Annotated in this window: 19 protein-coding genes; 14 read left to right on the top strand and 5 right to left on the bottom strand. The window is 71.7% G+C overall.

Annotated elements, in window-relative coordinates; genetic code table 11:
* Positions 1 to 5 precede the first annotated feature (5 nt).
* The 4 genes from K3N28_RS20330 (at position 6) to K3N28_RS20345 (ending at position 6,400) form a co-directional block, all read left to right on the top strand.
* Entirely contained in the window at positions 6 to 1,016 is a 1,011-nt protein-coding gene (locus K3N28_RS20330) for an ABC transporter ATP-binding protein (RefSeq protein WP_228094589.1), read from the top strand.
* Positions 1,013 to 2,020 carry an ABC transporter ATP-binding protein gene (locus K3N28_RS20335; RefSeq protein ID WP_228094590.1) on the top strand — a complete coding sequence of 336 codons (1,008 nt, stop codon included), beginning with the start codon at positions 1,013 to 1,015 and terminating at the stop codon, positions 2,018 to 2,020. The genes K3N28_RS20330 and K3N28_RS20335 overlap by 4 nt, the downstream gene beginning before the upstream one ends.
* A 66-nt stretch (positions 2,021 to 2,086) precedes the next feature.
* Positions 2,087 to 4,072, top strand: a complete 1,986-nt coding sequence (locus K3N28_RS20340) for a beta-galactosidase (protein ID WP_228094591.1) — start codon at positions 2,087 to 2,089, stop codon at positions 4,070 to 4,072.
* A 156-nt stretch (positions 4,073 to 4,228) separates the two neighbouring features.
* Positions 4,229 to 6,400, top strand: a complete 2,172-nt coding sequence (locus K3N28_RS20345) for a hypothetical protein (RefSeq protein WP_228094592.1) — start codon at positions 4,229 to 4,231, stop codon at positions 6,398 to 6,400.
* Here K3N28_RS20345 and K3N28_RS20350 read toward each other — a convergent pair.
* Both K3N28_RS20350 and K3N28_RS20355 read right to left on the bottom strand, forming a co-directional pair.
* Positions 6,384 to 6,593 (bottom strand): hypothetical protein, encoded by a 210-nt coding sequence (locus K3N28_RS20350; protein ID WP_228094593.1) that lies wholly within the window; start codon positions 6,591 to 6,593, stop codon positions 6,384 to 6,386. The genes K3N28_RS20345 and K3N28_RS20350 overlap by 17 nt on opposite strands.
* Before the next feature lie 431 nt (positions 6,594 to 7,024).
* On the bottom strand, positions 7,025 to 7,657 hold the full coding sequence (locus K3N28_RS20355; protein WP_228094633.1) for a DUF3159 domain-containing protein: 633 nt from the start codon (positions 7,655 to 7,657) through the stop codon (positions 7,025 to 7,027).
* Between the two features lie 124 nt (positions 7,658 to 7,781).
* On the opposite strand from K3N28_RS20355, the gene K3N28_RS20360 reads away from it, so the two are divergent.
* Complete coding sequence (locus K3N28_RS20360; RefSeq protein WP_228094594.1) at positions 7,782 to 8,792, top strand: DUF6301 family protein; 1,011 nt, start codon at positions 7,782 to 7,784, stop codon at positions 8,790 to 8,792.
* On the opposite strand, the gene K3N28_RS20365 is transcribed toward K3N28_RS20360, so the two are convergent.
* Positions 8,789 to 10,048 carry an MFS transporter gene (locus tag K3N28_RS20365; protein WP_228094595.1) on the bottom strand — a complete coding sequence of 420 codons (1,260 nt, stop codon included), beginning with the start codon at positions 10,046 to 10,048 and terminating at the stop codon, positions 8,789 to 8,791. The genes K3N28_RS20360 and K3N28_RS20365 overlap by 4 nt on opposite strands.
* Positions 10,049 to 10,138: 90 nt before the next feature.
* On the opposite strand from K3N28_RS20365, the gene K3N28_RS20370 reads away from it, so the two are divergent.
* The 5 genes from K3N28_RS20370 to K3N28_RS20390 all read left to right on the top strand — a co-directional run bounded on the left by K3N28_RS20370 (position 10,139) and on the right by K3N28_RS20390 (position 14,650).
* Entirely contained in the window at positions 10,139 to 10,693 is a 555-nt protein-coding gene (locus K3N28_RS20370; protein ID WP_228094596.1) for a TetR/AcrR family transcriptional regulator, read from the top strand.
* A 39-nt stretch (positions 10,694 to 10,732) separates the two neighbouring features.
* A complete protein-coding gene (locus tag K3N28_RS20375; RefSeq protein WP_228094597.1) occupies positions 10,733 to 11,743 on the top strand; it encodes a low specificity L-threonine aldolase in 1,011 nt (336 codons plus the stop codon).
* A 138-nt stretch (positions 11,744 to 11,881) separates the two neighbouring features.
* On the top strand, positions 11,882 to 12,067 hold the full coding sequence (locus K3N28_RS20380; RefSeq protein ID WP_228094598.1) for a bacterioferritin-associated ferredoxin: 186 nt from the start codon (positions 11,882 to 11,884) through the stop codon (positions 12,065 to 12,067).
* A gap of 175 nt (positions 12,068 to 12,242) precedes the next feature.
* Positions 12,243 to 12,725 (top strand): bacterioferritin, encoded by a 483-nt coding sequence (bfr, locus tag K3N28_RS20385; protein WP_228094599.1) that lies wholly within the window; start codon positions 12,243 to 12,245, stop codon positions 12,723 to 12,725.
* A 290-nt stretch (positions 12,726 to 13,015) separates the two neighbouring features.
* Positions 13,016 to 14,650 (top strand): endo-1,4-beta-xylanase, encoded by a 1,635-nt coding sequence (locus tag K3N28_RS20390; protein ID WP_228094600.1) that lies wholly within the window; start codon positions 13,016 to 13,018, stop codon positions 14,648 to 14,650.
* A 260-nt stretch (positions 14,651 to 14,910) separates the two neighbouring features.
* Here the strand turns inward: K3N28_RS20390 and K3N28_RS20395 are convergent, their stop codons facing one another.
* Complete coding sequence (locus K3N28_RS20395; protein WP_228094601.1) at positions 14,911 to 15,399, bottom strand: GNAT family N-acetyltransferase; 489 nt, start codon at positions 15,397 to 15,399, stop codon at positions 14,911 to 14,913.
* A gap of 12 nt (positions 15,400 to 15,411) precedes the next feature.
* Complete coding sequence (gene proC / locus K3N28_RS20400) at positions 15,412 to 16,218, bottom strand: pyrroline-5-carboxylate reductase (RefSeq protein ID WP_228094602.1); 807 nt, start codon at positions 16,216 to 16,218, stop codon at positions 15,412 to 15,414.
* A gap of 145 nt (positions 16,219 to 16,363) precedes the next feature.
* Here proC and K3N28_RS20405 point away from each other — a divergent pair, with 145 nt between their 5' ends.
* The 4 genes from K3N28_RS20405 to cydC are packed head-to-tail and all read left to right on the top strand — an operon-like array spanning position 16,364 to position 21,412.
* Entirely contained in the window at positions 16,364 to 17,794 is a 1,431-nt protein-coding gene (locus tag K3N28_RS20405) for a cytochrome ubiquinol oxidase subunit I (protein WP_228094603.1), read from the top strand.
* Entirely contained in the window at positions 17,785 to 17,955 is a 171-nt protein-coding gene (locus K3N28_RS20410) for a cytochrome d ubiquinol oxidase subunit II (RefSeq protein WP_228094604.1), read from the top strand. The genes K3N28_RS20405 and K3N28_RS20410 overlap by 10 nt, the downstream gene beginning before the upstream one ends.
* Entirely contained in the window at positions 17,952 to 19,676 is a 1,725-nt protein-coding gene (gene cydD / locus K3N28_RS20415) for a thiol reductant ABC exporter subunit CydD (protein WP_228094605.1), read from the top strand. Before K3N28_RS20410 ends, cydD begins: the two co-directional genes overlap by 4 nt.
* Positions 19,673 to 21,412, top strand: a complete 1,740-nt coding sequence (cydC, locus tag K3N28_RS20420) for a thiol reductant ABC exporter subunit CydC (RefSeq protein ID WP_228094606.1) — start codon at positions 19,673 to 19,675, stop codon at positions 21,410 to 21,412. The genes cydD and cydC overlap by 4 nt, the downstream gene beginning before the upstream one ends.
* The last annotated feature ends 117 nt before the right edge of the window (positions 21,413 to 21,529 follow it).

Below are 21,529 nucleotides of genomic sequence, written 5' to 3' on the forward strand. Positions count from 1 at the left end.
GACTGATGGCTGAACCACTACTGGAGATCTCGGGACTGCGGACCGGCTTCGACACCCACGACGGCACGGTCCCGGCGGTCGACGGCGTCGACCTCACCGTCCACGCCGGCAAGACCCTCTGCGTCGTCGGCGAGTCCGGGTGCGGCAAGTCGGTCACCGCACGATCCATCCTGCGGCTCATCGAGCCGCCCGGCCGGATCGAGGCCGGCACCATCACCTGGCACGGGGACGACGAGCCGTTCGACGTGCTCGCGCTGCCGCGCGACGACGAGCGGCTGCAGAAACTGCGCGGCGGCGACATCGGCATGATCTTCCAAGAGCCCGCCTCGTCCCTGCTGCCGGTCCGCACCGTCGGCGCGCAGCTCATCGAGGCCATCCGCATCCACACCGGCATGGACAAGAAGGCCGCCCGCAAGCGCGCGGTCGAACTGCTCGCCCAGGTCGGCATCCCCAACCCCGACCAGCGCGTCGACGCCTACCCGTTCCAGCTCTCCGGCGGCATGTGCCAGCGCATCATGATCGCGATCGCCCTGTGCGCCGACCCGGCGCTGCTCATCGCCGACGAGCCGACCACGGCGCTCGACGTCACCACGCAGGCGCGCATCCTCGATCTGCTCCGCAACCTCCAGGCCGAGCACCACATGGCGGTCATGTTCATCACGCACGACCTCGGGGTCGTCGCCGAACTGGCCGACGAGGTCGCCGTCATGTACCTCGGCAAGGTCGTCGAGCGCGCCACCGTGGAGGAGCTCTTCGCGGATCCCAAGCACCCGTACACCAAGCAGCTGCTCGAATCGGTGCCGGTCCTCGGGCGCGACCGCGGCCGGGACCTGCCCACGATCCCCGGCGCGGTCCCGAATCCGCTGCACCGGCCCAAGGGCTGCTCGTTCCACCCGCGGTGCGCCGAGGCCATCCCCGGGCGCTGCGACATCGACGAACCGCCCGAAGTGGTCTTCGACGGCGGCAGGACCGCCCAGTGCGTCCTCTACGACGACGGCCAAGGAGGCCCGGCATGACCGAACCGATTCTCGAGGTCAAGGACCTCCACGTCCGGTTCCCCGTGCGGCGCAATATGCTCGGCCGCACCACCGTGGAGAACCACGCCGTCTCCGGCGTCGACCTGACGCTCATGCCCGGCGAGACCCTCGGGCTGGTCGGCGAATCGGGGTGCGGCAAGACCACGCTCGGGCGCACCATCGTCGGCGCGCAGCAGGCCACCAGCGGCTCGATCCTGTACGACGGGCACGACCTGACCGCGCTCAAGAGCCGCGAGAAGGGCCGCTACCGCCGTCAGATCCGCATGGTCTTCCAGGACCCGTTCTCCTCGCTCAACCCGCGCATGACGCTGCGCCAGATCATCGGCGACCCGCTCGTCGCCACCGGCGAGGCCCGCGGCGCCGAACTGGAGGACCGCGTCGCCGCGATCATGCGCAAGGTCGGGCTCTCGCCGGACTACATGGACCGGTACCCGCACGCGTTCTCCGGCGGCCAGCGCCAGCGGGTCAACATCGCCCGGGCGCTCATCGTCAACCCGAAGCTCGTCGTGGCCGACGAGCCGGTCAGCGCGCTGGACGTGTCGGTGCGGGCCCAGATCCTCAACCTGCTGCGCGAACTGCAGGAGGAATACGGGCTGACGTACCTGTTCATCTCCCACGACCTCTCGGTGATCGAGAACATCGCCGACCGCGTCGCCGTCATGTACTTCGGCAAGATCGTCGAGCTCGCCGGCACCGCCGCGCTGTACGAGCGCCCGCAGCACCCGTACACCGAGGCGCTCATGTCGGCGGTGCCGATCCCGGACCCGGCCTTGAGGGGCCGCGGCGGAAGGATCCTGCTGCCGGATGAGCTGCCGGACCCCGCGAACCCGCCGCCGGGCTGCGCGTTCGCGCGCCGGTGCCGCTACGCCGAGCCGGGACGCTGCGACACCGGGGCGATCCCGCTGGAGGACGGCGCCCGCTGCGTGCGGCAGGAGGAGCTTGACTTGCAGGGGATCGTCGAGGCAGAATCCACGAAGCCCTAGTAGGAAAGCGCTGTCAGAAGCGCGCCGGGACGTTTCCCGACCGTGCCGACCACGTAAGGACCATTTGTGGCACAACGGAACACCGACATCGTCCCCACCGTCGACGGCCTCGCCTACGGTGGCGACTACAACCCCGAGCAGTGGGGGCGGGAGGTATGGGACGAGGACGTCCGCCTCATGCGGAAGGCCGGGGTCAACCTCGTCAGCGTCAACATCTTCGCCTGGGCCGGCATCAACCCCGCGCCGGACGTCTGGGACTTCGAGCGGCTCGACGCCGTCATGGACCTCCTCGCCGAGGGCGGGATCAAGGCCGACCTGGCCACCTCCACCGCGTCCCCGCCGCCGTGGTTCTCCCAGGCCCACCCCGAGACCCTCCCGGTGAACGCCGAAGGCGTCGTGCTGAACTCCGGCGCCCGCGCCGAGTACTGCCCGCACGCCCCGGCGTTCCAGGCGGCCGTGGTCGAGATGGCCACCCGGCTGGCCGAACGCTACGCGGACCACCCGGCCCTGGCCATGTGGCACGTCGGCAACGAGTACTACCGCTCCTGCCTGTGCGACCTCGCCGCCGACGCGTTCCGCGCCTGGCTCCAGGAGCGCCACGGCGACCTCGACGGCCTCAACGCCGCGTGGGGCACCACGTTCTGGTCCCAGACCTACAGTGACTGGTCCCAGGTCCTGCCGCCGCGCATCTGCGCCGAGACCCCCAATCCGAGCCTCGTCCTCGACTGGCGCCGCTTCGGCTCCGACGCCCTCCTCAGGCTCTTCCGCTCCGAGGCCGAGGCCATCGCGAAGCACTGCCCCGACAAGCCGATCACGACGAACCTCATGGTCACCGGCAACTTCGCCCACCTCGACTACCACCGGTGGGGCGAGCACGTGACGGGCCCGAACCGGCTCGTCGCCACCGACCACTACCTGCTGCCCGACGACGAGATCGGCTGGCCCGAGCAGGTCGCCTTCGGCGCCGACGCCTCCCGCGGCCTCGCCGCCGGCGGCCCGTGGCTGCTCATGGAGCAGTCCACGAACTCCTCGGCCTGGCGGCGCGGCTATTTCGCGAAGCGGCCGGGCGACCAGCTCCGGCACTCGCTCTCCTATGTGGCGCGGGGCTCCGAGGGCGCGATGTTCTTCCAGTGGCGGGCCTCCCGCTACGGCGCCGAGCGCTACCACTCGGCGATGGTGCCCCACGGCGGCGCCGACTCCAGAGTCTTCCGGGAGGTCGAGCAGTTCGGCGCCTGGCTGCGGCGCCTCACCGAAGTCAAAGGCTCCACAGTGGTCTCACGGGCCGCCGTGCTCCTCGACTTCCAGTCGGTCTGGGCCGCGAACACGCCCGGCCAGCCCTCCGCCGACATGGACACGTACCCGGAGCTGCGGCGCTGGCACGCGGCGCTGTGGCGGCGCGGCGTCACGACCGACCTGGCCAACCCCGAGTGGGACCTGAGCGGCTACGAGTACGTCTTTGCGCCCCACCTGTACCTGCTCGACTCGGACGCGAACCTGCGCGCCTATGTCGAAGGCGGCGGCACCCTCGTCGTCGGCCCGTATTCGGGCATCGTCGACCGCAACGACCACGTCCACGAGGGCCTCCCCGGTGCGCTGCGCGACCTCATCGGCGTCCGCGTCGAGGAATTCGTCCCGATCCCCAAGGGCGACAAGGTCGCCCTTGACGACGGCATCGAAGGCGAGACCTGGTCGGAAGTGGCCCACGCGATCGACGCCGAAGTCGTGGCGTCCTTCGAGGACTACCCGCACACGCCCGCCGTCTTCCGCCGCGAGCGGGGCCGAGGCGAGGTCTGGTACCTCTCGACCCGCCCGGTTGCCCTCGATCCGCTCTTCGAGCGACTCGGCGTCGCGGCCGACTTCCCGGACGCCCCCGAACGCCTCGAACTCGTCCGCCGCCGCCACGAGGACGGCCGCGCGTACGTCTTCGCGATCAACCACGGCGAAGCGCCCGCGCCGGTTCCGGTCGCCGGCACGGACCTCCTCACCGGCGAACCGTGGACCCCCGCGACGCCACTGGACCCCGGTTCCTGCGCGGTGATCCGCGAAGCCTGACCGCCGCACGAGCATGTGATCATCGCCGCCCGCCCGGTGACCTGCGCGGGCGGCGATCGCGTTCCCTCCGCGCCGCCTCGGAATCGCCGGTGTCGCCTCGAAAACGCCTGTGGTTGTTACCCTCGGGGTTCCTGCCGCCGACCTGAGGACCGAAAGTTGACTGCAGCGACCGACGCGACGACCGAACCGCACGAGCCGCGCGAACGGAGGCGGCTCCGACGATGGGGGAAGGTCAGCGCGAAACGACGCCCGGCCTGGCACGGGGCGGCCGTGCTGCTCGCCCTCGCCACCGCAGCGGCGGTCGCGTGGAGCACCTGGGACCAGCACCTGCCCGGCACCGCCGGCGCCCTCCTGTCGCAGACCGCGATCAACGTGCTGATCGCGGTGGCGGCCTCCGGCGTCCTCACCGCTCTCCTGTTCGTCACCGCGGGACGGTTCAAGGCGCTGCCGTGGGCGTACCTCTGGACGCTCGGCGCGTGCCTGATCCTCCTGGCGACCCTCGGCGCGGGCGCGAGCATGATCGCCTGGTTCGCCGCCATCGCGGTGATCGTCGTGGGCGCCTCACTGCTCGGCGGCGCCCTGGGAGGCCTGCTCCCCCATGCGGAGCGCAAGCCGGTGCGCGGTTTCGACCGCCGTGTACCGGCGCTCGCCTCGGCGCTGATCATCCTGGTGGCGCCGACCGTCTGGCTGCTCACGGCCACTCAAGGGGGGCCCGAGCCCGCGGACGACGGCACCCCGGCGGTCGCGATCGAGCAGGATCCGGCCGCGCCGGGCCCGTTCGACGTCGCCGAACTCGCCTACGGCAGCGGCACGGACCGGCGGGACGCGTACGGCGCATCGGTCGACCTGGAGACGCCCACAGTAGACGCCTCCGCGATCGTCACCGGATGGAACGAGCCTCGCACCGACCTGTGGGGCTTCGACATCGAACACCTGCCGCTCAACGGCAAGGTGTGGCACCCGCAGGGCGACGGCCCGTTCCCGCTGGTGCTCGTCGTGCACGGCAACAAGAGCAACGCCACCGCCTCCGAAGACGGCTTCGAGTACCTCGGGGAGCTGCTCGCGAGCCAGGGCCACATCGTCGCCGCGGTCGACCAGAACTTCCTCAACACCGGCCCGCTCGACCGCTCCGGCGGCCTGGCGGGCGTCGACGTCGCGCGCGGCTGGATGCTGCTCGAGCACCTCCGGGTGTGGGACGAGTGGAGCCGGGACGGCGCATCGCCGTTCGCCGGCCGCGTCGACATGGAGCGCATCGGCCTCATCGGACACTCCCGCGGCGGCGAGGCGATCGCCGTGGCCGCCTACCTGAACGGGCGCGACACCCTGCCCGACGACGACACGGTCGCGCTCGACCACGACTACGGCATCCGCTCGCTCCTGGCGCTGGCGCCCTCGGACGGCCAGTACCTGCCCGAGGACGGGCCGATCCGGCTCGAAGACGTCAACTACCTGGTCGTCCAGGGCTCCCACGACGCCGACGTCGTCAGCTTCGGCGGACTCGACCAGTACGAGCGGGTGTCGTTCACCGGCGAGGACCCGTATCTGAAGGCCGCCCTCTATGTGGGCCACGCGAACCACGGCCAGTTCAACAGCCGCTGGGGCCGATACGACGTGGGCAACGGCCTCCCCAAGCACTTCCTCGACACCGAGGCGCTCATCGCCGCGGAGGAGCAGCGGCGCGTCGCCGAGGTCTACGCGTCCTCGTTCCTGCGCACGACCCTCACGGACGACCGGTCCCAGGCGGCGGTGCTCCGCGACCACCGGGCCGCCTCCGCGTTCCTCCCGGAGACCACCTACGTCAACCAGTTCGCCGACTCCGCGACCCTCGCCACGGAGCCGCCCGTCGCATCGGGGTTCACGGCCACGGAGGAGATCCCGCTGCCGCTGCGCGGCGGCGCGGGCGAGGACCGCGTCCGATCGCTCGAATGGCAGGCCGGCGGCGAGAACCCGGAGCTCACCGTGGAGGCGGACTTCGGCTCGGCGGCGAACCTCGTGTTCGACGCCGTCGCCATGACCGAGGACGCGCACCTCGCGGATGCGGTGACGGTGCGGCTCACCGACCGGGCCGGCACCTCGGCCGAGCTCCCGCTCGCCGAGTTCATGCCGCTCGAACACCTGCAGCGCGCCCAGTACCTGAAGGCCGCGTGGATGCACACCGCCGCCCTCACCGAGCCGGTGCCGCAGACCTACACCGTCCCGCTGGACGCCTTCGCGACGGCCGAACCGACCCTCGACCTCGCCGGCCTGCAGCAGGCCTCACTGGTCTTCGACGCCACCACCCACGGCACGGTCCTCATCGACGACATCGGCCTCACCCCGGCGGAGTGACGCGACGCCGGGCGGCGAAGCCGTGCCGGACCCGACGATCCTGCGTCGCCTGTTCGACCGCGACGAGATCGGACCGGTCCTTGTCGCGGTCGAGCAGCTGCTTGTAGGCGATGACCTCTTCGACGGGCAGGTACTTGAGCCCATCGATGACATTCGCCTGCTCGAGCAGCGCCTCGGTGTCGCTGCCGGGCACCGCCCACGTCTCGCACACCTCGTGTCGCCGCCGTAGAGCTGGACGATCCTGTCCCCGGAGTAGGCGCTGACCCGGAAGGGGGCGCTCTGGAACGCGAGCGCGTGCTCGAAGGCGATCTCCACCGCCCACCGCCACGTCCTGCTGCCCGGTCGCGCCACGAGGTCCAGGTCCGACAGCTCCAGCGTCAGTCCGTCGGCCCACAGCCGGGCGCTGCCGGCGATCAGGAACTCGTCCGGATCGAAGCCGTGCGGGACGTGCTGGCGGAGCAGCGACATCGGTTCACGGCCTTCGAGCGCGTCGCTCCGCGTGCGGTGCACGGTGACGCTTCCCCGAAACGTCGTGAAGTCGGAAATCCGACTGGAATTCGGTTCCCTTGGGATGGAAGAGAACTCGTGTTACGAAGCGGCCTTCTCGGGCGCCGGGCGCTCGGTCTAGAGCGGGTGCCGGATGCCCGGGTGGTCGTGGGGGAGGACGACCCGCATGACCCAGCCGCTCACCAGGAGGCACAGCACCAGCAGCGGCCAGGACAGCAGGACCTGCGCCACGCCGCCGCCGACCACGGCCAGGTCGTCGCTGTCGCTGTTCCAGAACGGGGTCAGGATCGCCACCCGCAGCAGGTACATCGCCACCCACACCCACGATGCCGCGCTGTAGGCCCGCATCAGGGCCGGGTCGCGCCGCCACCGGGTCTTCTGGCCCAGCAGGCCGCCCACGATCAGGCCGAGCAGCGGACGGCGGAACACGATGAAGCCGGCCCAGACCAGAGCGCTCGCGGCGTTCGAGACGATGCGGGGGAGCAGGATGTCCTGCGCGCGGCCGGTGTAGAGGACGATCAGGCAGGCCACCGAGACGCTCAGGAGCCCGAGGATCACCGCGCGCGGCTTCGTCCGCTGCCGAAGCCGCACCACCGCGATGGCTGCGGCCGTCGTGAGGGATGCGGCTGCGGCCCAAGCGATCGAGTGGTTGCTCAGCAGCCAAGTGAGTATGAACACCACGAGCGGGGCGGTGGCGTCGAAGGCTCCGCGCCTGCCGCCTAGTAGGCTGACAAGCGTGTCTTGCCGCACAGTATCGGACAACTGCCAACCCTAACCTCTCGGACCCGCTACCGCAGGCAAGGCTACCCTAACCGCAGTGGCACGGCGGGCTTCGCCCGCAGCCCCACCTACGGACGGATTGGCACGGTACCGGATGCTCGGCACACATCGGATCAGCGAAGCGCAACTCGTCGACCTGCTCCGCCGGGCCAGAAAGACCGACTTCGGGCGCTGGAGCAAGACCGACCTGCAACGGGCCATGACCGACCTCGGCTGGCACGTCCGCTCCGCCGAGGTCGACATCGGCATGTGGCGGGCCGAGACCGGCTACGACACCGGCAACGCCATCGCCGACTCGGTCCCCGCCCAGACGCCCGTCCACGGCCGCGCCGACTTCTACTCCATCGAGGTCATGGTCCTGCGCTCGGCCGAACGCGGCCGCCAGGGCGAGAACCACCGCACCCTGATCTTCCGCGAAGTCCTGCGCACCATGATGAGCGAACTCGGCGCCCCCGAAGTGCGCGGCGGCGACGGCGGCCCCTGGGTCCGCTGGTACCGCGACGGCCTCCTGTTCGAGGTCCACCTGCGGCGCTTCCACGGCGGCGTCACCCTGCGCCTGCTCTCGCCCGACCTGTTCGAGCAGCTCGAAGCGCACGCGGTCGGCAAGGGCGACGTCTCCGGCTGGATGGCCTACGCCCGCGCCGGCCAGCGCCCGCCCGAGCCCGCCTGCCACGACATGGGCGAGTTCACCGAGCGGCTCTCCTCGCTCCTGGCCGACATGGCCGCCGACGTGCCCGTGGTCGACACCGCCGGCACCGTGCTCCTGCGCACCAGCGACTGGTCCGCCCGGTACGTGGCCGCGTTCGTCGACGGGGGCCTGCGCGTCGAGGCCAGCGCCGCCGTCAGCGGCGCCTGGCGCTCCGGGCTCTCGAACCTGCCGAGCCTGGGCTTCCGCGCCCCCAGCGGCGCCCAGCCGAACTGGTCCCGCAGCTTCAGCGCGACCGACCGCACGGCCACCAACCAGGCGGCCCACATGATGGTGGACGCCTTGCGCGCCTTCGGCATCCAGGACTTGTTCGACATCGTCTACGACGGCTTCACCGCCGACGGCGAGCGCATGTACCTCCCGGTGCTCGGCATCGGGAACGGCGACAACCCGTACTAGACGGCGGCCGCCTCGGGGGCCCGCTGCGCCTCCATCTTCGCGCGCCGGAACGCCGGGAGCCGCCAGCCCACGACGGCGACGCCCGCGACGCACGCGATGCCGCCGGCGAGGATCGCGCCGGCGAGTCCCAGCGGCCCGGCGAGCGCGCCCGCCTGCAGGTTCCCCAGCGCCGGGGACACCGTCGCCTGCGCCAGCCACAGGCTCGTGACGCGCCCGCGCAACCGGTCCGGCGTGTGGTTCTGCAGCAGCCCCGTCCGCAGCACCTCCGAGACGAGGTCGCTCGCCCCCGACAGCGCCAGGAACGCGAGGCCCAGCCAGAGCCACGGCGACAGCGCCAGGCCCGCCATCGCCGCGCCCCACGTCCCGGCCGCGACGATGACGACCACGCCCGGGCGGGCCGTCTTCGTGACCCGGCCGCTCAGCGCGGCGGCGAGGAACGCGCCGACCCCGGCGGCCGACGACAAGAGCCCGAACGCGACCGAGCCGCCGTGGAACTGCTCGGTCGCCAGCGCCGGGAACAGCCCCTTGGGCATCGCGAAGAGCATCGGCATGATGTCGATGAGCAGCACCCCGGCCACGACCTTGTTGCGGCGCACGAACGCGAACGCGTCCTTGAGCGAGTGGGTCTCGCCCGGCTCCGCATCCCCCTGGTCGGGCGGCATGGGGCCGACGAAGAGCATCGCCACGGCGAACACCGCGAAGCCGAGCACGTTGAGGCCGTAGCACCAGGCGGTGCCGCCCGCGGCGATGACCAGGCCGGCGAGCGCCGGTCCGGCGACGCTCGTGAGCTGGCCCGCCAGGCCGTTGAGGGCCGAGGCGGCGGCGACGTTCTCCTGGCCGACGAGGGACGGGACGGCCGCGAACGAGGCGGGGATGCTGAGCCCGGCGAGGAAGGTGTCCAGGACGACGGCCACGAACAGGAACCACAGCAGCGGCTCGTCCTGCAGCGCGTTCATCAAGAGCGCCAAGGCGACGAGGAGCCCGGGCACGCGCACCGCGAGGAGGATCCGGCGCCGGTCGAAGCGGTCGGCGAGGACGCCGCCGACGAGGAGCCCGACGACGATGCCGATGCCGCCCGCGGCGGCGGCCGCGCCGACGGCGAGGTACGACCCGCTGATCCGGTAGATCTGCCAGATCAGGGCCGTCTCGGTGAGCATGGCGCCCAGCAGGAGCCCAGTTCGTCCGATGTAGAGCCAGCGGAAGTCGCGGCTGATGCGCAGAGGGGTGGTGTCCACCAGGTGGTGCCGAAGCGACATGCAGTGATGATACATATCGTTCCGATTCGTGCAACACTGTGTTTCATGGGATGATGGCCCGCGCCGCCTACCGGGGGAGGACCCACGACGATGGACGACAAGCTGCTCGCCGCCGCCGCCGACGTGCTCGAGGCGGCCGGCTGGGACCGCCTCACCATGGGCGACGTGGCCGATCGCGCGGGCGTCTCGCGCGCCACGCTGTGGCGCCAGGTCGGCGGCAAGGAGGAGCTTCGCCGCGAGCTGGTGCGGCGCCTGGTCCTCGACTACCGCGAGTCGATGTGGCCGGTGCTCACCGCCCCGGGGACCGGGCGCGAGCGGCTGCGGTTGGGCCTGGAGGCCATGTGCGCCGTCCTCGACCGCCACCTCGCGCTGCTGTCGGCGTTCGACACCGCCTTCCACGAGACCGGGCTCTTCGACGAGCCCGGTGAGAACGTCGTCGCCCCGCTCGTGCGTCTCGTCCTCGACGGCGTGGCCGACGGTTCCCTCGCGCCGCCGACCGACCCCGAGGAAACCGGGATCGTCGTGTTCAACACGGTCTGCTGGCCGTACGTGCACCTGCGCCGCCACCACGGGTGGGAGCCCGAGCGGGCCCGCGCGATGCTCCTCGGCCTCGTGCTCGACGGCATGGCCGGCGAGCGCGCCTGAGCGGTCGCCTCCGGCCGGCCGCGAAGTAGAGTCGGCGCCATGATCGTCGATCTTCGCTCCGACACCGTGACCCGGCCGACCCCGGCCATGCTCGAAGCCATGATGACCGCCGACGTCGGCGACGACGTCTACGGCGAGGACCCCGCCGTCAACGCCCTCGAGGCCGAGGCCGCCGCCCGCTTCGGCAAGGAAGCCGCCGTGTTCACCCCGACCGGCTCCATGGCCAACCAGATCGGCCTGCAGCTGCTGGTGCGCCCCGGCGAGGAGCTGCTCTGCGACGTCAAGGCGCACGTCGTGAACTTCGAGATGGGCGCCGCCGCCGCGCTCGGCGGCATCTCCACCCGCACCTGGGCCGCGCCCGGCGGCCGGATCGACGTCGGCCTCATCGAGCCGATGATCAACCGCCCCAACCCCTACGTGACCACGACGCGCGCGATCGCCGTCGAGAACACCCACAACATCGGCGGCGGCACGGTCCAGCCGATCGAGCGGCTCCGGGCCCTGCGCGAACTCGCCGACGCCTACGGGCTCGCCCTCCACCTGGACGGCGCCCGCATCTGGAACGCCCACGCCGCCACCGGCGTCCCGCTCGCCGAGTACGGCCGCCTGTTCGACACGGTCTCGGTCTGCCTCTCCAAGGGCCTCGGCGCGCCGGTCGGCTCGCTGCTCATCACCGACGCCGAGCGCGCCGAACGCGGCCGCGTCATCCGCAAGCGCCTCGGCGGCGGCATGCGCCAGGTGGGCTACCTCGCCGCCGCGGGCCGCTACGCGCTCGACCACCACATCGAGCGCCTCGCGGACGACCACGACCGCGCCCGTCGCCTGGCGCGGGCCCTCGAGCCCCTGGGCATCTGCGACGCCTCCCAGGTCGAGACGAACATCGTCCTGCTGCGCCTCCCGGGCATCGCCGACCTCGCCGCCGCGGCGGCCGAGCAGGGCGTGCGGATCTCCGTCCTCGGCCCGGACTGGGGTCGCATGCTCACCCACCTCGACGTGGACGACGCCGGGGTCGAGCACGCCGTCAAGGTCCTCGGCGACCTGATCCGATGAACGCCGGGCCGCCCGCGAGCCGCGGGCGGCCCGAACGGTCGCGCGCGATCCACCGGACGGGGGTTGCCGATCGGCGGGAGTGAAGGTAGGTTAGCCATTCCTTCCATAGCCCTGCCTTACCTTCCCGGAGGTCGATGCGTGTACGCCTGCATCTGCCACGCGGTCCACGAGAACGAGGTCCGCGACTGCATCAGCGCCGGCGCGCATTCCGAAGAGGCCATCGGCGAGGCCTGCGGTGCGGGCACGGCCTGCGGCACCTGCCACGAGCGCCTGGTCGACATGATCGAGAGTTATTTCACCGACTCCGTCCCCGCCGCGGCCTGACCCCCTTCGCCGCCTCCGGCATATCGTGATTCGACGGGTGCTTTAGGCATTCCTCCGTAAGGATAGGTTGTCCTATTTTAGGCATTCCTGGCTGGAAATAGGCCCCTACCTGGTCCTATTCTGGGATCGTCGGTCACGCGACCGGCGGCATACGGACCGGGAAGGACGGATTGCAATGCAGGGCGACAAGCGGGTCATCGAATTCCTCAATGAGCAGCTCACTGCGGAGCTCACCGCGATCAACCAGTACTTCCTGCACGCGAAGATGCAGGAGCACTGGGGCTACACGAAGCTCGCGAAGTACACCAAGTCCGAGTCGATCGACGAGATGCGCCACGCCGAGGTCCTCACCGACCGGATTCTCTTCCTCGAGGGCATGCCGAACTACCAGCGCCTCTTCCCGCTGCGCATCGGCCAGTCCGTCAAGGAGATCTTCGAATGCGACCGCGAGATCGAGGTCGAGGCGATCGACCGCCTCAAGCGCGGCATCGAGCACATGGAGTCGGTCAAGGACTACGTCTCCCGCGACCTCTTCAAGAGCATCCTCGAGGACGAGGAGCACCACATCGACTACCTGGACACGCAGCTCGACATCATCGCCAAGATCGGCGAGTCGCTGTACATCCAGACGCTCATCGAGCAGCCCGAGGAGGCGTAACCGCCGAGCGGCGGAGCGCCGCGTCCGCGGTGAGACGTCTGAGGGGGCCGGCTTTGCAGCCGGCCCCCCTTTCTTCTTGTGGCAGAGCCCCTCACATCTCCACCACAGTGGTTCGTCCGCGCCTTGACAGCGCCGACGCAAGGATCGTAACATATCAATACTTTGAATGAAAGTTTCCGAAACTTCCGGAACTCCTCGTTCACGGTCGCCCACGACGCGCGGGGGGAGCCATGACGACGCTTCGCCGACGTCGTGAGCGTTCCGCCTCTCACCCCGCGAAGGAGCGACCCATGACCACCCCCTCACGCCCCCCTGCCGCCGCGCCGCCCGGCACCGCGACCCGCCGCTCCGTGCTCTCGGCCGCCGCCGCCGTCGGCGGCGCGACCCTCATCCCGGCCGGATACGTCACCCTGGCCGCGAGTCCCGCCCACGCCGACGACCTGCTGCTCGCCACCGACTTCGCCTCGGGCACCACCGAAGGCTGGACCGGCCGCGGCGCGGCCACCGTCGCCGTCGCCTCCGAAGAGCCCCTGCTCGATCCGTGCCTCAAGATCGAAGGACGCACCGCCACCTGGAACGGCGCGGCCATCGACATCACCGCCCACATCGAGGTCGGCGTCCGCTACGAGATCAAGGTCTTCCTGCGCCTGCCCGAGGGCGAAGCCGCCGCGGACCTGCGCACCAGCGTCCAGCGCGACACCGGCGGCGCCTCCAGCTACGACACCGTCAAGTGGAACACCGCCGTCACGGACGCCGCCTGGGTCGAGTTCACCGGCACGTACTCGATCGGCCAGGCCGCCGACCGGCTCCAGTTCTACGTCGAGTCCGACTCCAGCCTCACACCGATCCTCCTGGACGCCTTCACGCTCACCCGCCTCGCCGAACCCGAGATCCAGGACCTCGTGCCCCTCAAGGACGTCCTCGCCGAGTACTTCCCGTTCGGCTGCGCCGTCGAACCGCCCGAAGTGACCGGCAAGCCCGCCGAACTCCTCGCGAAGCACTTCTCGCAGGTCACCACCGGCAACCAGATGAAGCCCGACGCGATCCAGCCGACCGAGGGCGTCTTCGACTTCAGCCGCGCCGACCAGATCGTGGCCTTCGCCGAAGCCAACGGCATGAAGGTCTGGGGCCACACCCTCCTGTGGCACAACCAGACCCCGGCGTGGTGGTTCCTCGACGCGAACGGCGAGCCGCTGCGCAACACCCGCGCGCACCAGCGGCTCCTGCTGCGCCGCCTGGAGACCCACGCGAAGGCGCTCGCCGAGCACTACGGCGACCGCGTGTGGGCCTGGGACGTCGTGAACGAGGTCGTCGACCCCGAGCAGCCCGACGGCCTGCGACGCTCGCGCTGGTACGAGGTCTTCGGCGGCGGTCGCTACATCGGCGAGGCGTTCAAGATCGCCCGGCGGGCGTTCCCGCGGAAGGTGAAGCTCTTCCTCAACGACTACAACACCGAGTTCCCCGACAAGCGCGAAGCGGTCTACAACCTCGTGCAGGACCTCAAGTGCAGGCGGATCCCGATCGACGGCATCGGGCACCAGGCGCACGTGGACTACCGGCGGCCGGTCGAGCTGCTCGGGGAGTCGATCGACCTGTTCAAGGAGCTGGGCGTGCTCCAGGCGGTGACCGAGCTCGACGTGTCGGTCTCCGACGACATGTACGAGAGCCTGCCCGCGACGCCGCCGGAGCGGCTCATCGCCCAGGGCTGGTACTACAAGGAGCTCTTCGACGTCCTGCGCGCCCGCGCCGACGACCTGGAGTCGGTGACGATGTGGGGCCTGTACGACGCGGTCTCGTGGCTGCGGACCTGGCCCGTCTCGCGCCCGCACGAGGCGCCGCTGTTCTTCGACGACCGGCTGCAGGCCAAGGCGGCCTACTGGGGCGTGGTCGATCCCAGCAGGCTGGAGCCGATGCCCGAAGCCTGAATCGCCGCCTGAGGGCCGAGCCGATGCCCGAGCATCGCGCCGACATCTGAAGGCCGCGCCGATCCTCAGGGATCGAGCCGAGCCCCGAAGGCCGCGCCGATGCAGGAAGCCCGGGGGACCAGACGTCCGGGAGCGGGATGATGAGATCCGGGATCCCGCTCCCGGGCCCGTTCACCGGTGAAGCCCGACCAGTGGCACGGGTCCCACCCCGCCGCTGCGCTCGGCGCGAGCGGTCCCCGGCGACATTCCGGCCATGTCGGCTACCGAGGGCTTCGTGTTCCGGGGCGGCGCATCGGGACGTGCGGGATGTCGTCCTCCAGGTACTCCTCGCCGTCCTCGACGAAGCCGAACCTGCGGTAGAACCCCGCCGCGTACGTCTGCGCGCCCAACCGCACGTCGGACTCCGGGCCGAGCCATGCCATGGCCGCCGCCATCAGGCGCGCGCTCAACCCCGTGCCGCGCCGCTCCTTCGCGCAGCAGACTCGGCCGATGACCCAGCCGCCGCCGTCGCGGAGCACCCGCAGACAGGCCACCGCGCGGCCCTCGGGCCGCGCCGCCGCATTCCCGTCCGCGCCCTCCTCGACCCAGAAGTGCACCGTCTCCGGGTCGACGTCGCGGTCGTCCAGATCCGGGTACGCGCATTCCTGCTCGACCACGAACACCGCCTGCCGCAGCCGCGCCAAGGCGAACACCGTCCGGCCGTCGAGTTCCGCGAACCGACCGTGCTCGATCGTCTCCGACTCGTTCATGAGCGCCGTCCTTTACGCGTACTCGTCGGCGATCTCGCGCGCCCGGTCCCGGGCGGCCTCGATCGCGTCGGTCACCGCCGACCGCGCCCGGTGGTTCTCCAACTGCCGCACCGCGCTGATCGTGGTCCCCGCAGGGGACTCCACGGCCTCCCGCAGCGCCACCGGCGAGTCGCCGCTCTCGCGCAGCATCCTGGCCGCGCCCAGCGCCGTCTGCGTGACGAGCTCCGAGGCCACGGCCCGCGGCAGTCCCATGAGGACACCGGCCTCGGTCATGGCCTCGGCCAGGTAGTAGAAGTACGCCGGGCCCGAGCCCGAGATCGCCGTGACCGCGTCCTGGTGCTTCTCGTCCACCACGAGCGTGCGCCCGAGCGGCTTGAACAGCTCCTCGACGGCCTCCAGGCATGCGGCGTCCGCGTAGGTGCCGGGGGAGAGGACGGTCATCGCCTCGTCCACGAGCGCCGGCGTGTTCGGCATCGCCCGCACCACCGGGGTCGCGTCCGGCAGGCGCTTCTCGAAGAACGCCACCGGCAGCCCCGCGCAGATGCTCACCACGGGCGCGCTCCCGTCGAACGCCCCCGTCAGCTCCTCCAGCAGCGACCCGGCGTCCTGCGGTTTCACGGCGACGACCACGACGTCCGCACGGCGCACCGCCGCCGCGTTCGGCTCGACCGCGACGCCGTAGGCCCCCCGCAGCTCGGCGGCCCGTTCGGCGCTGCGCGCCGTCGCGATCACCGAGCCCCCGGACCAGCCCGCACGCAGCAGCCCCGACACGATCGCCTGCCCCATCTTCCCCGCGCCCAGTACCGCGACTGTCCGCATACCCGCTCCTCACTCGTAGGCCTCGCGCAATCATCCCTCGCGGAGCGGGAACCGAAAACCGCTCCAGTCGCGCGTTTCATCACCTGGACACCGGTCGGCTGCCACGATAATCAACCTCAGGCACTCAATGCGCGATTGGGGCGATATGGACGTTCTCGACTTGGACCGGATGCAGTTCGGGGTCACGACCGTCTACCACTTCCTCTTCGTGCCCCTCACCATCGGCCTCTCCCTCCTGGTCGCGATCCTCCAGAGCCTGTGGCGCGCCACCGGCAGGACCGCCTACCTGCGGGCGACCAAGTTCTGGGGCAAGCTCTTCCTCGTCACGATCGCCATGGGGGTGGTCACCGGCATCGTCCAGGAGTTCCAGTTCGGCATGAACTGGTCGGCCTACGCCCGCTTCGTCGGCGACGTCTTCGGCGCCCCTCTCGCCTTCGAGGCCCTCGTCGCGTTCCTCCTGGAGTCCGCGTTCATCGGCGTGTGGGTCTTCGGCTGGGACCGCCTCAGACCCGCCCTGCACCTCGCCGCCATCTGGCTGGTCGCCTGCGGCGCCATGGCGAGCGCCTACTTCGTCCTCGCCGCCGACGCCTTCATGCAGAACCCGGTCGGCTACCGGCTCAACGAGACCGCCGGACGCGCCGAACTCACCGACTTCGGCGCGGTCCTGACCAACCCGGTCGCGCTCGCCGCGTTCCCCCACACCGTCTTCGCCGCCTGGCTCACCGCCGGCGCCGTCGTCATCGCCGTCTCCGGCTACCACTTCATGCACCGCCGCGACCTCGACGTCCACCGACCGGCCATGCGCCTGGGCGTCCTCACCACCGTCGTCGGCGGACTCGGCCTCGTCCTCTCGGGCGTCGCCCTCAGCAAGGTCATGACCGCGACCCGGCCGATGAAGATGGCCGCCGCCGAAGCGCTCTACCAGACCACGTTCAACGCGCCGTTCTCCGTGCTCACCATCGGCTCCGTCGAGGGGCGGACCGGCACCCCGGTCATCGAGATCCCCGGCCTCCTGCCCTACCTCGCCACCGGCTCGCCGGACGGCGAGGTCCACGGCGTCAACGACCTCAACGACCAGTACAACGCCCTCTACGGGTCGGGGGACTACGTCCCGTACCTCCCGCTCGCCCACTGGTCCTTCCGGGCCGTGATCGGCTTCGGGATGCTCGCGGTCGCCATGGCCGTCGTCGTCTGGTGGTGCACCCGCCGCGGCCGCATGCCCCGGCACCGCCTGTTCTGGCCGGTCGCCATGTCGACGGCCGTCGCCCCGTTCCTCGCCAACAGCGCCGGGTGGATCTTCACCGAGACGGGCCGCCGGCCGTGGGCGGTGTTCGGCCTCTACCAGACCCACGAGGCGGTCTCGCCGCGCGTTGGCATGCCCGCCGTCGCGGCCTCGTTCATCGGCGTCACCCTCGTCTACCTCGTGCTCACCGTCGTCGCCCTGAAGCTGTTCCTCGCCTTCGCCAAGGCGGGCCCGCCGGACGAGGAGGGCGCGCTCGCGGCCTCCAGCCCCTCCGGCGAACCCGAGAAGCCGATGGCCTTCGCCTACTGGCCCCAGGACGCTCAATGGAATTGACGACGGTCTGGTCCGCGTTCATCGCGGTCCTGTTCACCGGCTACTTCGTCCTCGAAGGCTTCGGCTTCGGCATCCTCCTGCCGGTGATCCTGCTCCACCCGGCGTGGACGTACCGGGTGCTCCGCCGGCGGGTCGCCACCGAGAGGATCCCCGTCGCATGACGCCGCTCGCTGCGCGATCCCGCGGCGGCGCGGTCGACCGCCGCCTTCTGCACCAGGCCCACGGCGCGACCGCCTTCATCGGCGTGTGCGTCGCCCTCGGCCTCGCCCGCACCGCGTGCGTCGCCGCCGGGGCCTGGCTCATCGCGAGCCTCATCGCGGGCGCGTTCGCCGCAGGCCGGGACCTCGCCTCCCTGACGCCGCAACTCATCGCACTCGCCGCCGTCCTCGCCTCCCGGGCGCTCCTCGCGTCCGTCCAGGGGGCCGCCGCCCACCGGGCGGGGGCCGGCGTCAAGTCCGCGCTGCGCCGCCGAGCGCTCGAACACCTCATGCGCCTGCCCTCGGACGGGCGCCACAGCGGCGCGACCGCCGCGCTCCTGGTGCGCGGCATCGACGCCCTGGACGGCTACTTCGCCCGCTACCTGCCGCAACTGGTGCTCGCAGTCGTCGTCCCCATGGGCGTCGTCGCGGTGATGCTCGCCGCCTACCCGCCCGCGGCGCTCATCGTGATCCTCACGCTGCCGCTCATCCCGCTGTTCGGCATCCTCATCGGCCGCTACACGCGCTCGCGCGCCGAACGCCAATGGGAGTCGACCGCCCACCTCGCGCATCACTTCGCGGACCTCGTGGCCGGGCTGCCGACGCTCAAGGCCTTCGGCCGCGCCGCAAGGCAAGAGGGGGCCATCGAGGCCACCACCGGCGCGTACCGCCGCCGCTCGATGGAGCTGCTGCGCATCGCGTTCTGCTCGGCGCTCGTGCTCGAACTCGCCGCGAGCCTCTCGGTCGCGATCGTCGCGGTCACGGTCGGCGTCGACCTCGTCGAAGGCGGCATGCCCGGCGAGGCCGGCCTCCGGACCGCCCTGTTCGTGCTCATCCTCGCGCCCGAGGCCTACCTGCCGCTGCGGGCCGCAGGCGCCCACTACCACGCGAGCGCCGAAGGCCTGGCGGCCGCGGAGCAGGTCTTCGCGATCCTCGACGAGCCTCCCGAAGAGGCGACGCGCGGCGCCGAGCCTGCTCAACGCGGCATGACCGACGCCGAACCCTCTGCACGGGAGACGCATGGCGGCGGCGGCGCCATGAGCCTCCCGCTCAAGGGACTCAGCATGGGGATCACCTTCCGCCGCGTCGTGTTCGCCTATCCGGGCCGCGAGCCGCTTCCGGAGTGGAGCCTCACCGTTCCCGCCGGGCAGACCACCGTCCTCACCGCCCGGTCCGGGGCCGGCAAGTCGACGCTCATGGCCGCGCTGGTCGGCTTCCGCCGGCCCGTGTCGGGCTCGATCGCATTCGACGGCACCGACCTCGCCGACCTCGATCCGGCGGCCGTGCGCCGTTCGATCGCGTGGCTCCCGCAGCGGCCGGTCCTCATCGACGGCACCGTCGCCGACAACGTCCGCCTCGCCGTCCCCGAAGGGGCCCGCGACGCGGCCGTCGCCAAGGCGATCGCGGCCGCCCACGCCCCCGCCGCGACCCGCCGCGTCGCCGCCGACGGATCCGGGCTCTCCGCGGGCGAAGCCGCCCGAGTGGGCCTCGCCCGGCTCCTGCTGCGCGTCGACCTGCTCGACCCGCCGATCCTGCTCCTCGACGAGCCCACCGCGCACCTCGACGCCGACACCGAGCAAGCCGTGCTCCACGCGTTCGCGCCCTACCGCCAGGACCGGACGGTCCTCATCGCCTCCCATCGCCCGGCGGTGCGCGCGATCGCCGACCGAGAGGCGGACCGGTGACGACGGCACACCCGGCCCCGCGGTGGCGCGACGCCATCGCCCCGCGCCTCGCCCTCGGCGCGACGCTCGGGGCGCTCGCCCAGCTCAGCGCCCTCGCCCTGCTCGCCGTCGCCGCCTACCTCGTCTCCCGCGCCTGGGAGCAGCCGCCGATCCTGTACCTCATGGTCGCCGTGACCTCGGTGCGGTTCTTCGGCATCAGTCGCGGCGTGCTCCGATACGCCGAACGGCTCGTCTCCCACGACGCGGCCTTCCGCGGCCTCGAACGCCTCCGCGTCACCGTGTGGCGGGCGCTCGTGCGCCTCGCGCCCGCCGGGGTCCCGGTGTGGCGCTCGGGCGACCTCCAGTCCCGGCTCGTCGACGACGTCGACGGCGTCGGGGACCGCTGGCTCCGCGGCGCGCTCCCGCTCACCAGCGCGGTCATCGTCGCCGTCGCCGCAGTCGTCCTGCAGACCGTCCTCCTGCCCACCGCCGGTCTCGTCCTGGCCCTCGCGCTCCTCACCGCCGCGCTCCTCGGCCCCGCGCTCGCCGCCTGGTCCTCCCGATGCGCCGTGCGGGCCACCGCGGCCGCCCGCGGCGACCTCACCGAAGGCGTCCGCGCCTGCCTTCACGGCCGTGAAGAACTCGTCGCCGCCGGAACCGACGCCGTCGCGCTCGAACGCGCCCTCGCCTTCGACGAGCGCCTGCGCCGCGCCCACGCCCGCATCGCCTGGACCGCCGGACTCGGCGAAGCCGCCGGACTGCTCGCGATGGCCGCCGCCGTGGTCGGCGCGCTGGCCGTCGGCATCCCGGCCGTCGCCGCGGGGCGACTCGACGGCGTGCTGCTCGCCGTCGTCGCCCTCGTCCCGCTCGCCGCCTTCGAACCCGTCCTCGCGCTGCCCGCCGCCGCTCAGCAGACCGCCGCCGCCAAGGCCTGCGGCCGCCGCCTCAGGGAGATCACGCGGGCGACCGAACCGCGACCCGACCCGGCCGAGCCGATGGAATACGAGCCCAACCCGCTCGGCGGCCCGCCCTACATCGAGATCAAACGGCTCGCCGTCACCTGGCCCGGCGCCGACCGGCCCGCGCTGCAAGGCCTCGACCTCACCGTCCAGCCCGGCGAACGCGTCGCCGTCATGGGCCCCTCCGGCTCCGGCAAGTCCACCCTCGCCGCCGTCCTCATGGGCTTCCTCCCCTACGAGGGAACCCTCCGCTTCGGCGGCGTCGAACTCGCCGAGTACTTCGGCGACGACATCCGCCGCACCGTCGGCCTCTGCTCCCAGGACGCCCACGTCTTCGACACCACCCTCGCCGAGAACCTGCGCCTCGCCCGGCCCGCCGCCGCCGACGAGGAGCTCGCCCGCGCCCTCCGCTGGGCCGGGCTCCGCGACTGGCTCGAAGGCCTCGGCGGCGCCGCCGGCGACGGCTCGGACCGCGGCGGCCTCCAGACCCGCCTCGGCGAGCACGGCCGCGCCGTCTCCGGCGGCGAACGGGGCCGCATCGCCCTCGCCCGCTGCCTCCTCGCCGACCGGGAGGTGTTCGTCCTCGACGAACCCGACGCCCACCTCGACGCCGCCACCGCCGCCCGCGTCCTGCGCACCGCCGCAGCGGCCCTCGAAGGCAAGACCGCGATCATCATCACCCACCGCCCGCTCCCGGAAGGCGTCGTCGACCGGATCGTCCGCCTTCGCCCGCCCCTTCCCGCATCGGGGAGTGACACGGGGAACAGCCGCCTATGGGGCGCGGACTCTTCTGGGTAGACTCCCCGAACGGTGCCACCGAGCTGCTTTCGGAAAACCGTACGGTGGAAACGACCAACGGCGGTGCCCAGCCGGGTTGCCGTCATTCCTGAGCTTCGCTAAGGCGTTGATGCAGCA

This window comes from Glycomyces sp. TRM65418 (assembly GCF_019710475.1).
Taxonomy (GTDB): domain Bacteria; phylum Actinomycetota; class Actinomycetes; order Mycobacteriales; family Micromonosporaceae; genus Glycomyces.

Bases quoted from the DNA above. Each gene is read 5' to 3' on its own strand.
- K3N28_RS20330 (WP_228094589.1), top strand. From the start codon at position 6: ATGGCTGAACCACTACTGGAGATCTCGGGACTGCGGACCGGCTTCGAC.
- K3N28_RS20335 (WP_228094590.1), top strand. From the start codon at position 1,013: ATGACCGAACCGATTCTCGAGGTCAAGGACCTCCACGTCCGGTTCCCC.
- K3N28_RS20360 (WP_228094594.1), top strand. From the start codon at position 7,782: ATGCTCGGCACACATCGGATCAGCGAAGCGCAACTCGTCGACCTGCTC.
- K3N28_RS20365 (WP_228094595.1), bottom strand. From the start codon at position 10,048: ATGTCGCTTCGGCACCACCTGGTGGACACCACCCCTCTGCGCATCAGC.
- K3N28_RS20370 (WP_228094596.1), top strand. From the start codon at position 10,139: ATGGACGACAAGCTGCTCGCCGCCGCCGCCGACGTGCTCGAGGCGGCC.
- K3N28_RS20375 (WP_228094597.1), top strand. From the start codon at position 10,733: ATGATCGTCGATCTTCGCTCCGACACCGTGACCCGGCCGACCCCGGCC.
- bfr (WP_228094599.1), top strand. From the start codon at position 12,243: ATGCAGGGCGACAAGCGGGTCATCGAATTCCTCAATGAGCAGCTCACT.
- K3N28_RS20390 (WP_228094600.1), top strand. From the start codon at position 13,016: ATGACCACCCCCTCACGCCCCCCTGCCGCCGCGCCGCCCGGCACCGCG.
- K3N28_RS20395 (WP_228094601.1), bottom strand. From the start codon at position 15,399: ATGAACGAGTCGGAGACGATCGAGCACGGTCGGTTCGCGGAACTCGAC.
- proC (WP_228094602.1), bottom strand. From the start codon at position 16,218: ATGCGGACAGTCGCGGTACTGGGCGCGGGGAAGATGGGGCAGGCGATC.
- K3N28_RS20405 (WP_228094603.1), top strand. From the start codon at position 16,364: ATGGACGTTCTCGACTTGGACCGGATGCAGTTCGGGGTCACGACCGTC.
- K3N28_RS20410 (WP_228094604.1), top strand. From the start codon at position 17,785: ATGGAATTGACGACGGTCTGGTCCGCGTTCATCGCGGTCCTGTTCACC.
- cydD (WP_228094605.1), top strand. From the start codon at position 17,952: ATGACGCCGCTCGCTGCGCGATCCCGCGGCGGCGCGGTCGACCGCCGC.